This is a genomic window from Anaerolineales bacterium (genome assembly GCA_003105035.1).
Classification (GTDB): domain Bacteria; phylum Chloroflexota; class Anaerolineae; order Anaerolineales; family UBA4823; genus FEB-25.
On the sequence record PQAL01000003.1, the window covers coordinates 239,246 to 254,670 of the forward strand.

A 15,425-nucleotide genomic window follows, 5' to 3' on the forward strand; every position below is an offset into this window, starting at 1 on the left:
ACATAAATCGGAACTAAGGAGTTGCTTCATGGTTAAAAAGTCAAGCACACCGCCACCTGAAATGGATGAAGCCCGCCAGGCGGCTCTGGATAAAGCCCTGGGAGATATCACCAAGCGTTATGGGGATGGCTCGATCATGCGCCTTGGGGAAGCTCACCAGCTAAGGGTGGAAGCCATACCCACCGGTTCCCTTTCCCTGGATATCGCCTTGGGCGTGGGAGGCATCCCGCGCGGCCGCATTACCGAAATCTACGGTCCGGAATCGTCCGGGAAAACCACCATCTGCCAGCATATTGTGTCAGAAGCACAAAAGCTGGGCGGCACAGCCGCGTATATTGATATGGAGCATGCCTTAGACCCAACCTATGCAGCCCGGTGCGGGGTGGATGTGGAGAACCTGCTGATCTCACAGCCCGACATGGGAGAGCAAGCGCTGGAAATAACCGAAACCCTGGTGAGATCAGGGGCCATTGACGTGATCGTTATTGATTCAGTAGCCGCCCTGGTGCCTCGAGCTGAGATCGAAGGTGATATGGGCGATGCCACGATGGGCATGCAAGCACGCTTAATGTCGCAGGCACTGCGCAAGCTCTCGGGCGCCATCAAGCAAACCAACACCTCGGTGATCTTCACCAACCAGCTACGGCAAAAAATCGGCATCATGTTCGGTAACCCCGAAACAACCACCGGTGGCATGGCATTGAAGTTTTACGCCTCGGTGAGGCTGGATGTAAGGCGCATCCAGTCGATCAAGCTGGGAGCAGAGATCATCGGCAACCGTACCCGGGTGAGGGTGGTTAAGAACAAGGTCGCTCCGCCCTTCCGTACAGCCGAATTTGACATCATGTATAACGAAGGCATCTCCAAAGCCGGAGACTTGTTGGACCTGGCAGCTGCCATGGAGATCATTACCAAGCGAGGCTCGTTCTTCAACTATGGTGATCTGCGCCTCGGTCAGGGCCGCGAGAACGCCAAGGATTACCTGCGCGCTCACAAGGAGCTGGCTGCCGAGATAGAATTGGCCGTCAGAGAACGAGCAGCCAGCGGTGAGGCAGCCTTAGGCTTCGGCGCGGGAGCTGAAGAAGGAATTGAAAACGAGGCCGAGCTGTAAGATTTTAGCCCTTGATCACCAACTTAGAAATGCGCAGATACGCAATACGCCAACGGTATTGCGTATCTATTTATTTTCCGGTGGTACTCCATTAACTGAGCTATAGGACAAACTTTCTCAAAGGACGTCCTGTTCCGGGCTGTAAAAGCTCCTCCGCGTTGTGATATCAAAAGATTAATGGATATTTATTCGCCAGTATTTTAAAGGCATTATAATTTCGGTAATTTCACCTCGGAATTGATTTACAAATCCCGGAGGGAATGATTTTTTAACGGGAGTGAATATGCAAAATGCGTTAATGCTCGTTGTGACCCTGCTGCTGGCCCTCAGCCTGCCAGGCGGTGTAAAAGCCTCGCCTGAGCCTGGCGAACTACCCGTGGTGCATGCTGTCTTGTTTTACTCACCGGGCTGCCCATATTGCAGCGAGGTGATGAACGATACCCTCCCCCCACTGCAGGAGCAATACCAGTCACAACTGAGCATCCTGCTAGTTGAGCTTGCCACCCTGAAAGATATCGACAACCTGTATTCCCTGGGAGCAACCTTCGGCCTGACCAAGGAGCAGGTGGCCGTACCATTTCTGCTGATCGACCAGACGCCTTTGATTGGGGCGGACGAAATCAACACCAAGTTGGCTGGTCTGGTGAAGCAATACTTGGCTACAGGTGGGCTGGATACCCCGGATATACCCTTGTTGAACGAGATGTCAACTAATGGGATCGATTTCACTGCATACGACCCGACCCAGCCCACAGCGACACAGGTTCAACCCGTTGCAAATTCGACCGGTATGAGCATGGCCTGGGTGATCATGGTCTTCATGCTGCTTGCCCTGATCATATCGATTATTCTGATCTTGCGAGCCTTTCAAGGCAAGCCGGTTCCACCACTAAAAAAATGGCTCGAAATCTCTATCCCGGTGCTGAGCCTGATTGGCTTGGGGGCAGCAATTTATCTCACCTATGTGGAGATCACCCACACGCGCGCCATGTGTGGGCCAGTGGGTGATTGCAACACCGTGCAAAGCAGCCCGTATGCCAAATTGTTCGGTCTCATTCCAATCGGCCTCGTGGGGGCTGTAGGGTATATCGCCATCCTGGTTGCCTGGCTGTGGCGGCGCACCCGCCATGACTCCTTCTCTCGTATTGCCGGACCAGTCATGTTTGGGATGGCCCTGTTCGGAACACTATTTTCTGTGTACCTTACCTACCTGGAGTTATTTGTCATCCACGCAGTGTGCATCTGGTGCCTGACCTCCGCGGTCATCATCACGGTTTTAATGCTGCTCAGCTTGCCGCAGATTACCCAATGGCTGGCAATCGCCGACGAGGAGGATCAGTCCGTTGAGTGAAGTAAGCGTGGTCAGGCAGATCAACGTGCGGGGTACGTTTGCCTCCCTGAAGTATCCCAATTACCGCCTGTGGTTTATCGGGCAGCTGGTTTCCCTCGTAGGCACCTGGACACAAACCGCAGCGCAAGGTTATCTGATTTACCAACTGACCAAATCACCTGCCTACCTGGGCTACGTGAGCTTTGCCAGCGGTTTGCCCTCCTGGATTTTCACGCTGTACGCTGGGGCAATCGCCGACCGGGTCAGCCGGCGAACGCTGATGGTGATCACCCAGGCTTCCATGATGATCCTGGCTTTCATCCTGGCATTTCTAACCTTTACCAACCTGGTGCAGCCGTGGCATATCATCGTTCTTTCATTCTTGTTGGGGATAAGCAACGCCTTTGATGCACCTGCCCGCCAGGCATTTGTGCTCGAGATGGTCGACCGGGAAGACATGACCAATGCCATTGCCTTGAATTCAACCATGTTCAACCTGGCATTCGTGGTCGGACCAGCCCTCGGTGGGTTGATCTATGCCGCGGTTGGACCCGGGTGGTGTTTCGTGATCAATGGCATTTCTTTCATCGCGGTGATTATTGCCCTGCTCCTGATGAAGTTGAAGCCTTTCATACCCATTGATACCACGAAGAGCGCCATCAGTGACATGAAAGAAGGCCTGAAGTATGTCGTTAACCACTCGGCCGTAAGGATGTTAATTACCAACCTTTTTATTACCACATTATTCGGCCTGGGAATTACTGCATTAATCCCCGCCTGGTCTACCACCGTTTTAAATGGCGATGCCAAAACAAATGGTTTTCTCCTGGCTGCGCGCGGCTTTGGATCCCTGGTCGCCGCATTGATGATTGCTGCGTTAGGCCGCTTCAGGTGGCGGGGAAAATTATGGCTGGCGAACAGCCTGCTCTTACCCATCAGCATGATCCTGTTTGCACTATTAACTTGGTTAATTCCCTCTTTGGTTGCCATGGCAGCTATGGGCTTTGCGTTCATGGTGATTGTTAACCTTTCGAATGCCATGGTACAAACCCGCATCGCAGACGAAATGCGCGGTCGGGTAATGGGTGTCTACACTTTCTTCTTCTTCGGGGCTATTCCGATTGGCTCACTCCTTGCCGGCTGGTCGGCTGAGGTCATTGGAGAGCCAAGGACCGTGATCATCGCTGCCATCATCCTGTTATTATTCGCCCTGTGGGTATTATGGCGTCAGCCGGCGATGCGGCAAATGGAGTAAAGCCTGGTCGCTCGTGAAAACATCCCCAAGCGCCAATGCCTCACGGTAAGCAACAATTCCTGGCAATTGACGTAGGCCAGGGGAGATGGTAAAATTCCGTCGCTTTTCGCCCCCATTGTCTAGCGGCCCAGGACGCGGCCCTCTCAAGGCCGAAACACGAGTTCGAACCTCGTTGGGGGCACAGGAACATATAGACCACGTATTCCATACGGTACAATTTTCCCTGTCGTGCCCTGTTTTCGGGCCGTATTTTTTTGTTTCATGCGGCTTCAGGCGAATATACAAAACCTTATAACGAGAATGGCTTTTCAGGTGAGTAGATGCTATCAAAGAAGCCCATATAGGGCAGATCGTTCTCGATACACTTGATCTTATAGCTCAGCCGCTTTTGCATTTTCTCGTTGGGATCATCTATGTACTGAATGTAATACAACAACTCTTCAACCTGAATCAACTGCACAAACATCGGTAAACGCGCCATCCACTCAACAGATAGCTCATTCTTGCAAGCATAGCCATTCATGATCTGTTCCATGTAGTGATCCATAAAAGTCTTGCGTTCTTCCAGACCGCTGAACATGATCCTGCCAATGCCACCTTCCCAGGCTGAGGCCAGTTCGTAAATGAACCAGAAGTAACCGCAATCGTCAAAGTCGAAAACGGTCATGTCTCCATTATCATAATCAACGATGAAGTTGCCATCGTTGAAATCGCCGTGGATCAAGCCGTAGGAATTCCGATCCCGCGGAAGCGAACGAATTTCTTTCAGAAGAGACTGAATTCGATCACATACAACCGGAAACCGCTCTGACACCTGCGTTTCAATCACCAATCTCGATCTATTGATCTCGAACCACTCAGGACGTTTTTCCTGTTCGTTTATCGGTTGGTAGTCTTTTGCCAGGGCGTGCATTTGTCCCAGAACCCACCCCCAGTTCTGAAAATACTCTTCGATGGGCACATCCTCGCGGTAGCGATAGTGATTGTCTGGAACCCGCATCCCTTTGCCCCTGACAAAAGATGCGATGTGCAGTGGCATTCCTCGAACTTGAATCGTCTCAAGTAGCCGGCCGTTTTGAGATGGCATTGGCCTGGAAACCCGGACGCCATGCTCGGCCAGGTAATCCACAAAGTGCAATTCGGCCCGAATCTGATCGGCAGTTCTGTCGGGACGGAAGGAAATTCGCAGAATGCTGGGTTGCCCTTCATGTTCGTACTCGTACACAAGGTTTGCGCAACCTTCAGAGCCGGCGAACAATTTCAAGGCATCCATCTTTACACCGAACAATTGGGATGCTGTGTAGAGAATTTCTTGGTCGCAAATGCTTATTATCTCTTCTCTTTGCATGCGGTCTCCTGAATTATTAGTGAAGTATTCGTTTGGGAAGGTTTTACCTAACGCGCAGTCAAGCCGCCCGCCTAATTCCTTATGGACTTCATTATCACTGCCCGCTTCCGGAAAGATTATTGGGTATCAGGCTGTGAAACTTGAAACGATGGTCGATCAGCCTACCCTCACTGATGAGTATAGCAAAGCAGAAAACAATAGGCAAGTGCCTGCATTGCAAATAAAAAAAGTTCGATCTAGTGCATCGCACATTCGGAATCCTGCACTAACCCCCTCTCAACTTTGTATTATCCGTTTATCAAGCACCCCCTTGGGGGCACACCCAAATCTGCCTTCTTAGGCAGATTTTTTATCTCAGAATAATGGGGTGAGCTTGAGGTTTATCAGGCGGTCACTCGGTAAGGTTCGTCTCGAGCCAAAGGCTAAACACGGTAAATCTCACCCACCCCTGACGCAATTAAAAAAGACATCCGATTATCTTTATGTGTGTAAAGCTTTCCTATTCCTCTGTGCGGATGACCTTCACAACAATCCCCGAGGCCGGGTCAATACAACGCACATACTCAGTGGTTACCCCGTTCTTGTTGATTATCTTCTCGTAAGGGGTGCCTTTATATTGCCATCCCAGGGTGCCTCCAAACCGTAGCACCTGGATGACGGGATCCATACTGCTGAGCAGCCAGGGGCATATTTTTCCGGTGTCATCTGGATAGAGAAATTTCTGGCCAACCTGATAGCTCTTTTCCCCATCGCCGCGGTACATCCAGGCACAAATTCCAAGTGCCTCAAAATTGCGGGGGTAGATAATTCGGCCGTTGTCTTTACGTAACTCCCCACCTTTACCTTCAAATATCTCGATCTCAATTTTGTACGGCATACTTCTCTCCTACCTTTAGATTTCCCTCGGTTGTAGGTCCACCATCTACTCTATGGACTGATCTTCATCCGCATTATTAGTATTTTATATCCTGTTTCAAACTTGAGTTTTGGAGAGACATTCCATACCAGGCAACAAAAATCCATAATTTACTTCGATTACCCGACACCATTCAGGATGGTTCTCTTAACGATATAATTCTTGAAAATCGATCGATAACCTGTCCAACAAGCACTTGATGAAACTGGCAAATGGCAATCAGCTCCGTGCAGAGTTTTTTTTACAGGCAATTTTGAAGCAACGATGCGAAATACTCAACGGGCTGAGTCTGACGCAGAATATCTGGAAGGAGAATGCCCATGACCACCGATGTTTGTGCTCCACCAAGCTACGCCATCAAGACACCTACCAACCTTTCGCCGCGCATCCAATGGTTGCGTGATTACTATTTTCAAGGGGTGAAGCGGGCCTGGAACAATGAATACACCTCCTGGACCACCGGCACCCCCTGGGATTTCCAATACAACGAGCTGACGTTTTACATCGTCCCCGAAACCTACACATTCCTGCAGACCTTCCGCTCATCCTTCAACCAGATTGCTCGTCCGGTCAGCCTGCACCCCGATTTCTGGAAGTGGTCACTACCCGAGCGCCGCGCCTGGTTCAACCGTGAAGTGATGGTGCATTACCTTCCCAAGGAAATCCTGCCTGGTGACCTGCTGGCGGGCGGCCGTTTCAACATCCAGACCTCTGCCTGCCTGACCGAAAAAGAGACCAGGGAACGCGACAAGCTGGTGTATGGTCCCAATGGCAGCCGGGCTGCCATGCTGTGGTTCCACAACCACGGCTACGGTAATGTAGGAGCCACTTCCGGGCACTTGATCCCGGACTATGGGCGCATTATTCGCGAGGGTTGGAAAGCTGTCCACTCCGAGCTAACCTCTACGTACGCCGCGTTATCGCAGGCGGACAAGCAAGGTAAAAAAGGTGCCCAGCTGCGGGCCATGCTGACTGCGGCAACCATGGCACGCGACCTTGCAGCGGAGTATTCTCGAGTATGCCAGGAGCTTGCGAATGTGGAAGCTGACCCACAACGCCGCAATGAGCTGCTGCAGATGGCTGATAACCTCACCCGCGTGCCTTGGGAGCCCGCCGCGAATTTCTGTGAGGCCGTCCAATCGCTATGGCTGACCCACATGTTGGTCATGGCTGACGAAAATTACCCTGGCCCAGGAGACTCTTTTGGACGCCTGGACCAGTATCTATTCCCCCTGTGGGAAAAATCAATCGGCGAGGGCATGGACCCAGAGTTTGGCAAGGAAATCCTGAAGTGCTTCTGGCTGCACTGCAACACCGCCTACGATGGCATGATCCGCACGGGCGGCAACCAGGGCATTACGGCTGGTTACGGACAGTTATTCACTATCTCGGGGATGGGGGCGGGCGGCAAGGATATGTCGAACGACCTCACCTACACCTTGTTGGATGTGATCGATGAGATGTCGCCCATCCTGGAACCCAAGCCCAACGTGCGTTTGCACCGTGGCTCACCAGAAAAATTGCTCGATCACGTGGTGGAAATGATCGCTTCCAGCCAGGGATCACCCTTCCTGCTCAACTTCGATGAGCGCTCGATGGCCGGCATGATGTTGCAAGCCCGGAAATCAGGTGTGGAGCAGCTCATCCACAAGGATAATGTCTTTGATTACGCTCCGGTAGGCTGCCTGGAGAATACCATGGTCGGCAACGATCGTAGCGGCACGGTGGACGCCAACCTAAATTTACTTAAGGCTGTGGAGCTGGCCATGACCGGAGGTTATGACCTGCTGCCGTTTACCGACTCCATGACCGGCAAAGCTGACCCTGCCACGCGCTGGGGCGTCGACACGGGCGAGGCAACTCACTTTGAAACCTGGGAGCAATTCTGGCAGGCATACACCCTTCAGACCCAGCATATCATCAAGCGCATCGCAGAGCTGTATGAGCAGAGTGAATCCATGCGGGCGCGCTACGCCCCCACGCCATACCTCTCCTGCCTGGTGAAAGGCTGCGCCCAAAAGGGCCTGGATATCACCGAGGGCGGTGCAGAATTGGGTTTTGTGACCATCGAAGCGGTGACCTATGCTACCACGGTCGATTCACTGCTGGCGATTAAATACCTGGTTTATGATCAAAAAGCCTGCAGCATGGCAGACCTCATCCAAGCGCTCAAGGATAATTGGAAGGGACATGAAGTGCTGCAGGCACGCGCCCTGCACAAAGCCCCCAAGTACGGTCGCGATGATGACACCGCGGATGCCATGGCGCAGCAGGTGATGGAGTTGTGGACTGATGAGACCTGGAAGTACAAGACCCAATCCACCAGGCGTCAATTCCGGCCTGGCATGCTGTCTTGGAATTACTGGGTGGCCGATTCGTTCATCCTGCCAGCCAGCCCGGATGGGCGTCCGTGCGGCAAATTCCTATCGAACGCGGTGTGCCCTTCCAACGGAGCCGATATCAACGGGCCAACCGCCAATGTTAACTCGGTGGGTAAAGCCCTGGGGGGCAAGGCTGCTGATGGCCAGGGTGATTGGGATGATTATCTGAACCTGCTACCCAATGGTGCCAGCCACACGATGACCTTCAACCCGTCTATGCTGCGCGACCCCGAGCACCGTGAGAAATTCAAAGCCTTCCTAAAGGGCTACATCGAAAATGGTGGCTCAGCCTTACAGGTCAACCTGATCAATGCCGACCTGCTGCGAGACGCCCAGGATCACCCCGAGAACTACCGCCACCTGTTGGTGCGCGTCACCGGCTACAACGCCTACTTCACCTCGATTGGGCGGGAGCTGCAAAACGAGATCATCGCCCGCGAAAGCCACCAGATGAAATGACCACCGGCCACATCTTGCATTTCCAGCGCCTCTCCACCGAGGATGGGCCTGGCATCCGCACGACGGTGTTTTTTAAGGGCTGCCCACTGCGCTGTGTCTGGTGCCACAACCCTGAGAGCATCTTCATGCAGCCGCAAACGCAATGGTTCGCCGTGCGCTGCATCGGGTGCAAAACCTGCCTGGGGGTGTGCCCCAATGGTTGCATCAGCCTGGACGGGGATGACCTAGTCTTTGACCGGACCAAATGCGTGGCGTGTGGTAAATGTGTTGAAGCCTGCCCATCTGGAGCGCGCGAGCTGCTAGGCAAGAATGTCACCGTAGATGAAACACTGGCTGAATTGAACAAAGACCGCGCCTTTTATATTAAATCGGGTGGAGGTGTCACCCTGTCTGGCGGCGAGCCGACCTTCCAGCCGGATTTCTGTGAAGCTTTGCTGAAAGGATTAAAGGAGCAGGGCATCTCCACCGCCCTAGATACCTGCGGCTTGACTTCGGCAAGTACGTTTGACCGCCTGCTGCCCTTCACTGACCTGGTCCTGTTCGATCTCAAACTTCTGGATCCCGAGCGGCATCGCCAGCTCACCGGCGCCAGCAATCAACACATCCTGGAAAATCTGCGCCATATCCAGGGCTATATCAAGAAACATGCCCAGCCGATTGAGCTGTGGATCCGTACCCCGCTCATCCCGGGCGCGACGGATAGTGAAGAGAATCTAGCTGCCATCGGCCGTTACCTGACCGACCAACTGGATGGGACGGTCTCATGCTGGGAATTATGCGCGTTTAACAACCTGTGCCGTGACCAGTACTCCCGCCTGGGCCTGCAGTGGCATTATGCTTCCACCCCGCTGATGACCGCCGCTGAAGTGAAGCACTGTGAACAGCTCGCCAGAAACGCATTCAACCACCCAGAGAGGGTGCACGCCAGCGGGGCAACCCGCTTTGAGTAAACCACAAAGGAGCTAGGCATGGAGATATCATCACATTCCACCTTTTCTGAAACTGATATCCAGAACACGCAGGTGCCCATGAAGATCGGCCTGCTGGCAACCGTCACGCCAGAAGGACTACCGCATGTCACTCTGCTTTCATCGCTCATGGCATGCGCACCCAACCAGCTGTGTTTTGGGCAGTTCACCGAGGGGATGTCGAAAGGGCACATCCTGTCTGATCCGAAGGCGGCCTTTCTCATCATGGGCCTGGATAAAAACCTGTGGCGCGGGCTGGCCAGCTATACTCATTCAGTAAAGAATGGGCCGGAATATGATTATTACAACAATGTGCCCATGTTCCGCTACAACGCCTATTTCGGCGTCCACACTGTGTATTATTTCGACCTGATTTCACACACCGGTAAATTGCCTCTTCCGATGAACCAGATTGTCTTCGCCGCGGTCAAAACGATGCTGGCGCGTAGCCTGGGCCGCAAGCCGGGCCGAAAACCCGTGCTCAACCACTGGACACGCCTGTTTCTGGATAAGCTTGACAACCTCAAATTCCTATCCTATATCGGTGCTGACGGTTTCCCGGTCATCATCCCGGCTATCCAAACCCAAAGCCTGGGTACCGACCATGTGCTGTTCTCCACTTCAGTTTACAAAGACGAGTTGCATTCCATCCCAGCTGGGGTACCCATGGCTGTATTCGACATGGCGCTGACCATGGAGGATGTGCTTCTGCGCGGCAAATATCTCGGTATCCAGCGGGTGGGAGGCATCCAGGCCGGTGTGGTGGAGCTGGATTGGGTCTACAATCCCATGCCGCCCGTGCAAGGGCAGGTCTATCCGCCCGTAGAGCTGAAGGCCATCACCCAATTCTAAAAGACCCACCTATTGGGGCTTAAGAAGTTCATTGGTTTGATCTATCGATCTAGACAGCAGGGGTTTGAAACGATTTCTGAGCTACGCAAACACTACTTTATCCGCAAGGGATTGGTCCCGAGTCGGCTCAAATCAATGTTAATAACTTTACCAAGGAAGAATTGATATGCCTGGACTTAGCTTCTATATCCTGGATGTATTTTCCGAAAAAAAGTATGCCGGCAACCAGCTGGCCGTGTTTTGGAATGCAAACGTAGTCTCGAGCGAAGAGATGCAACAGATTGCCAGGGAAATCAATTTCTCGGAGACAACTTTCATCCTTTCGGATGAGCCTAAAAATGGCGGCTTTGATGTGCGCATCTTCACGCCTAAAGAAGAAGTCCCCTTTGCGGGTCATCCGACGCTTGGAACTGCATTCGTCATTCACCACGCGTTCCTTCATGGAGCAACCGACGAGGTCGTGCTCAACCTGAAGGCAGGACAGATTCCGGTTAAATTCTTCCAGGATGGCTACGGCTGGATGAGGCAGAGACAACCTATTTTTGGGATAGTTCACGGACCTGCGGAGATAGCCAGCATCATCAATGTTGATTTGGTTGATATTGATCTGCGTTTCCCTGTTCAGGAAGTTTCCACTGGTTTGCCATTTTTTATCGTGCCGCTGAAAAACCTTGCCAGCCTAAAAAAAGCCAGGATTGACAATGAAAAGTATTATCACTACATAAATAATACTGAGGCGAAAGGCATTTTGGTTTTTTGCCCTCAAACACACGAGGCAGACAACAATATAAGCGTGCGTGTATTTGTGGATTATTACGGCGTTCCCGAAGATCCTGCCACAGGCAGCGGTAATGGATGCCTGGCGGGTTACCTTGCGAAATATCAGTATTTCGGAAAGGGCAGCATCGATATCCGCAGTGAACAGGGATATGAAATCGGCAGGCCCTCTCTTTTGCTTTTAAAGGCGGCACAAAGTGGTGAGAAAATAGATATATCTGTCGGCGGGAAATGTGTGATTGTGGCGCAAGGGGAGTTTGTTTAACAATTACAAATATTCTGGTCCCGGCTTCCAGAGGGACCAATCATCTCAATCTATCCGTTGGGTCTTCTGCTAAACAGGAATGTAATTACTCCATTCTGAATAGATTGGGTTATTAGGAGGCATTGAAACCCTGACACTCCGTAGCCTGATACTTGCATTGAATTTATTACGCTACTTTTTTAAACAGGTCGAGGAAATTGATCTTGCTCTGCGGGTTGCGCGCCCCGGGCAAGAGCTCCACCACGCACAACCCAACCTGCTCGCCGCTTGGATTATAAATACCAGCCAGCAGCTCAAAATAGGCCAGGTTGAGCTGCCCATCCGTAAGTGGACGGATCGCATACTTCTCCTCTTTTACGCCCGGCATGAGCAGGTCCCAACCCTGTGAGAATTTCAACCCGGCAGCTTCGGTGAAGCCCAATGGGGTAAGGGTATAGTTCCTGATTAAACGCCTTTGGCGGTCCCGACTGATGTAGGTTCCATCATAATACGGGCACTGCGGGAAGGAAAACAGCATCACTTCCTCGTCATCAAAAAACCGCAGAGAGAACCACTCCCAGTGCGTATCGGCATGCATGAGCGCATAGGGTCCCCACTGCCGGTCGAACCATGATTTTCCGCTGACCTGCATTGTCTTGCTCGCCTCATGCGGGTCATGAAGGGTCACGATCCCTGTTGTTGGCATGTTGGTGTAGGAATAATAGACGGTCCGGCGGCGAGGGTCTTCTGCCCCTCCCATAACCAGCACACCATTATCGCCATGCCAGAACGCACCTTTCCCCTTATCCAATTCAAGGATGAGATCGAAGGACTCGTTATGGGCAACCAGCACCATCTGCTCGGGTTCCCGCACCAGGCGCGCTAATGACAGGTACTGGACAGTATTTGCAGTGACATAGACATCCTGGCTCATCAAGGTCATGCGTTGGGTAAAACGATGCCTTCCGTTAGCCACATCAGTGAGCGCCAGCTGTAGGATCCAGGGTGAGAACCCATATATGCGCGGCTTGATGACCGTGAACTGGTATGAATACAGCTTCTCTGGGGATGCATTGTCAGAGAAGTACCCGGTGATGTACCACCAACCCGATACTTTCCTTTGGACTGGCCATTCTTCATCAAAATTTCTATGATTTTCCTGCCGGTATGGAATTGTCAGGCTTTTCATAGGTTTCCCATTGCGCTTGCTTCGCATTTTACTTATTGTGCAATAGTTGGGCCAAAATTCTGTATTCGTACATGAGGCTGAAAAATAATAATCTCTTATCTGGATTGCATCGCCTCTGTTTGCGTTGCTGTGGCGCCCATTTCAACCTAATCAAGGTTAATATGACCTCTGTCACTTTCCTGTGCTTTACAGATACTTTATACTGGTACCATGAAATGGCTCCACCGTAAGCATGCCGGTCCCGGCCCAGAAACGTCACTCATGCAACAATCCGATCCCCATCGAGTATCCCGCATTCGCGTGGGCTGCCCGGCACATAACTGCGGGGGGCGCTGCCTGCTCATCGCCCACGTCGAAAACGGCCGCATCACGCGCCTGGATACCGACGATCGCCCCGACAGCCTGGCAGCACCGCAGCTGCGGGCATGTGCCCGCGGGCGAGCCTACCTGCGCCGCCAGTACCACCCGGACCGACTGCAGTTCCCCCTCAAGCGGGTAGGGGAGCGTGGTGCAGGCCAATTTGTGCGCTGTAGCTGGGAAGAAGCCATCACGATGCTAGCTGGGGAATTGGAACGGGTCAAAGCGAAGTACGGTAACGAAGCCTTGTTTGTGCCCTATGGAACGGGCAGCTACAACCAGCTCAATGGCTCGCATACCGCCCGCCGCCTCATGAACCTGTTCGGCGGCTGCCTGGGCATCTACAATTCCTACTCATGGGGGGCGATCAACATCGCCACCCCCACCGTTTACGGCACACTGGTCACCGGCAACCAGCGCCAGGATTGGCTGAACAGCCGCTACATCATCATGTGGGGCTGGAACCCCGCCGAGATGCGCGACGGCACCAACAGCGATTATTTCGTTAAGCTGGCGCATCAAAATGGTGCCAGGGTGGTGTGCATCGACCCGCGCCATTCGCTTTCCGCCGCCTCGCTGGCTGATGAGTGGATCCCCATCCGTCCTGGTACCGATGTGGCTATGATGAGCGCCATGGTTTATGTGATGCTGACTGAGGGGCTGTATGATGCCGATTTCGTGCGCACCCATTGCATGGGCTGGGATGGCTCGCAAATGCCGCCCGGGGCAGAGCAGGCAGAGTCTTATTCAGAGTACCTGCTGGGCAGCAGAGACGGCTTCCCCAAAACCCCCGAATGGGCCGAAGCCATCACCGCCGTCCCGGCGGCTACCATTACCCGCATCGCCCGCGAATACGCCACGATCAAACCCGGCGTGCTATACCAGGGTTACGGGATGCAGCGCCGTGCTTATGGTGAGCAGGTGGTACGGGCAGGCTGTGTGCTGGCTGCCATCACCGGTAACTTGGGCATCCGGGGTGGCTGGGCCAGTGGGCTGGGCACTCAGGCACCCGACGGCGGACCATTCTGGACTGTATTCCCCACCGGGGCTAATCCGGTCAAGGCCAGCATCCCGGTTTTCCTGTGGAGCGAAGCTGTGCTGCGCGGCCATGAGATGACCGCGACGGATGGTGTGATCGGTGCCAACCAGCTGAAGACAGATATCAAGCTGATCTACGCGGTTGCCACCAATTGCCTGATCAACCAGCATGGCGATGTCAACCGCTCAGCCGCAATTATACGAGACGAGAAGAAGGTAGAGTTTTTCGCTGTGCAGGATAATTTCCTGACCCCAACTGCGAAATTCGCCGACCTCGTCTTGCCGGCTTGCACCCAGTTCGAAACTTGGGGGCTTGAGGATGGCTGGAAATACGGCGACGAGGTGATTTTGCAACCCAAACTGGTGGAACCCCTGGGGGAATGCAAGAGCGATTACCGCATTTGCGCTGACCTGGCGGAACGTCTGGGTTTCGGCGATGCTTACACTGAGGAGCGTGATGAGAAGGCCTGGGTGGAGTGGTGCCTTCAGCACTATCGCCAGACCCGCTTCCCCGACTTGCCCAGCCTGGAGACCTTCATTGATCAAAACCTGGGAGCTTATACAAAACTTGTCGATCAGCCTGCCATCGCATTTGAGAATTTTCGCCGAGACCCGCAAAAATACCCGCTTGACACACCCAGCGGCAAGATTGAGATATTCTCGAAAACTTTATTCGACATGGGCCATCCAGACGAGATCCCAGCGCTGCCCAAGTACATCCCCGAGTGGGAAAACCCATTTCCTGAAACACGCGGTGCCCTACCCACGCAGAGCCAGCCCCAAAAATATCCGTTGCAGGCCATCGGGCACCACAGCCTGAGCCGGGTGCATTCCACGCATGCCAACAATGATTGGCTGCAGGAGGCATTCCCCCAGCGTATCTTCATCAACCCCATTGACGCGGCCAGGCGAGGCATCCAGGATGGAGATGTGGTGCGTGTTTGGAATGACCGCGGACAGCTGGTTATCTCCGCCCGCCTCACCCGGCGCATCCTGCCCGGGGTGGTGGATATCCCACAGGGAGCCTGGTGGAATCCGGATGAACGGGGTATCGACCATGGTGGAAACATTAATGTGCTCACCTCTCACCGCTGGACGCCCCTTGCATTCGCCTCAACCCAGCACACCATCATGGTGGAAGCCGAGAAATATGACCTGCATAAACCAGGGCAGACACCGCGAACACCATGACCCCATGGG

General features: G+C 53.2%; 11 protein-coding genes and 1 tRNA gene. 9 read left to right on the forward strand and 3 right to left on the reverse strand.

The window, feature by feature from the left end:
* Positions 1-61 precede the first annotated feature (61 nt).
* The 4 genes from recA (at position 62) to C3F13_02330 (ending at position 3,877) form a co-directional block, all read left to right on the forward strand.
* Positions 62-1,111 carry a recombinase RecA gene (gene recA, locus C3F13_02315; protein PWB56441.1) on the forward strand — a complete coding sequence of 350 codons (1,050 nt, stop codon included), beginning with the start codon at positions 62-64 and terminating at the stop codon, positions 1,109-1,111.
* Positions 1,112-1,394: 283 nt separating this feature from the next.
* The gene (locus C3F13_02320; GenBank protein ID PWB56394.1) at positions 1,395-2,462 is read left to right on the forward strand and encodes a vitamin K epoxide reductase; all 1,068 of its coding nucleotides are present in this window, start codon (positions 1,395-1,397) and stop codon (positions 2,460-2,462) included.
* The gene (locus C3F13_02325; GenBank protein PWB56395.1) at positions 2,455-3,696 is read left to right on the forward strand and encodes an MFS transporter; all 1,242 of its coding nucleotides are present in this window, start codon (positions 2,455-2,457) and stop codon (positions 3,694-3,696) included. Before C3F13_02320 ends, C3F13_02325 begins: the two co-directional genes overlap by 8 nt.
* 108 nt (positions 3,697-3,804) lie before the next feature.
* Positions 3,805-3,877, forward strand: a tRNA-Glu gene (locus C3F13_02330).
* A gap of 108 nt (positions 3,878-3,985) precedes the next feature.
* On the opposite strand, the gene C3F13_02335 is transcribed toward C3F13_02330, so the two are convergent.
* The gene (locus tag C3F13_02335) at positions 3,986-5,044 is read right to left on the reverse strand and encodes a hypothetical protein (protein PWB56396.1); all 1,059 of its coding nucleotides are present in this window, start codon (positions 5,042-5,044) and stop codon (positions 3,986-3,988) included.
* 499 nt (positions 5,045-5,543) lie between these two features.
* Positions 5,544-5,921, reverse strand: coding sequence for a hypothetical protein (locus C3F13_02340; GenBank protein PWB56397.1), 378 nt, complete (start codon positions 5,919-5,921; stop codon positions 5,544-5,546).
* A gap of 353 nt (positions 5,922-6,274) precedes the next feature.
* On the opposite strand from C3F13_02340, the gene C3F13_02345 reads away from it, so the two are divergent.
* The 4 genes from C3F13_02345 to C3F13_02360 all read left to right on the forward strand — a co-directional run bounded on the left by C3F13_02345 (position 6,275) and on the right by C3F13_02360 (position 11,662).
* Positions 6,275-8,800 carry a hypothetical protein gene (locus C3F13_02345; protein ID PWB56398.1) on the forward strand — a complete coding sequence of 842 codons (2,526 nt, stop codon included), beginning with the start codon at positions 6,275-6,277 and terminating at the stop codon, positions 8,798-8,800.
* Positions 8,797-9,750, forward strand: a complete 954-nt coding sequence (locus C3F13_02350; GenBank protein PWB56399.1) for a glycyl-radical enzyme activating protein — start codon at positions 8,797-8,799, stop codon at positions 9,748-9,750. Before C3F13_02345 ends, C3F13_02350 begins: the two co-directional genes overlap by 4 nt.
* Positions 9,751-9,768: 18 nt before the next feature.
* Positions 9,769-10,620, forward strand: coding sequence for a hypothetical protein (locus tag C3F13_02355; GenBank protein PWB56400.1), 852 nt, complete (start codon positions 9,769-9,771; stop codon positions 10,618-10,620).
* A 166-nt stretch (positions 10,621-10,786) separates the two neighbouring features.
* A complete protein-coding gene (locus tag C3F13_02360; GenBank protein PWB56401.1) occupies positions 10,787-11,662 on the forward strand; it encodes a phenazine biosynthesis protein in 876 nt (291 codons plus the stop codon).
* A 166-nt stretch (positions 11,663-11,828) separates the two neighbouring features.
* Here the strand turns inward: C3F13_02360 and C3F13_02365 are convergent, their stop codons facing one another.
* Positions 11,829-12,857 carry a hypothetical protein gene (locus tag C3F13_02365; GenBank protein ID PWB56402.1) on the reverse strand — a complete coding sequence of 343 codons (1,029 nt, stop codon included), beginning with the start codon at positions 12,855-12,857 and terminating at the stop codon, positions 11,829-11,831.
* 234 nt (positions 12,858-13,091) lie between these two features.
* Here C3F13_02365 and C3F13_02370 point away from each other — a divergent pair, with 234 nt between their 5' ends.
* A complete protein-coding gene (locus tag C3F13_02370; GenBank protein PWB56403.1) occupies positions 13,092-15,416 on the forward strand; it encodes a dimethyl sulfoxide reductase subunit A in 2,325 nt (774 codons plus the stop codon).
* Positions 15,417-15,425: the final 9 nt, after the last annotated feature.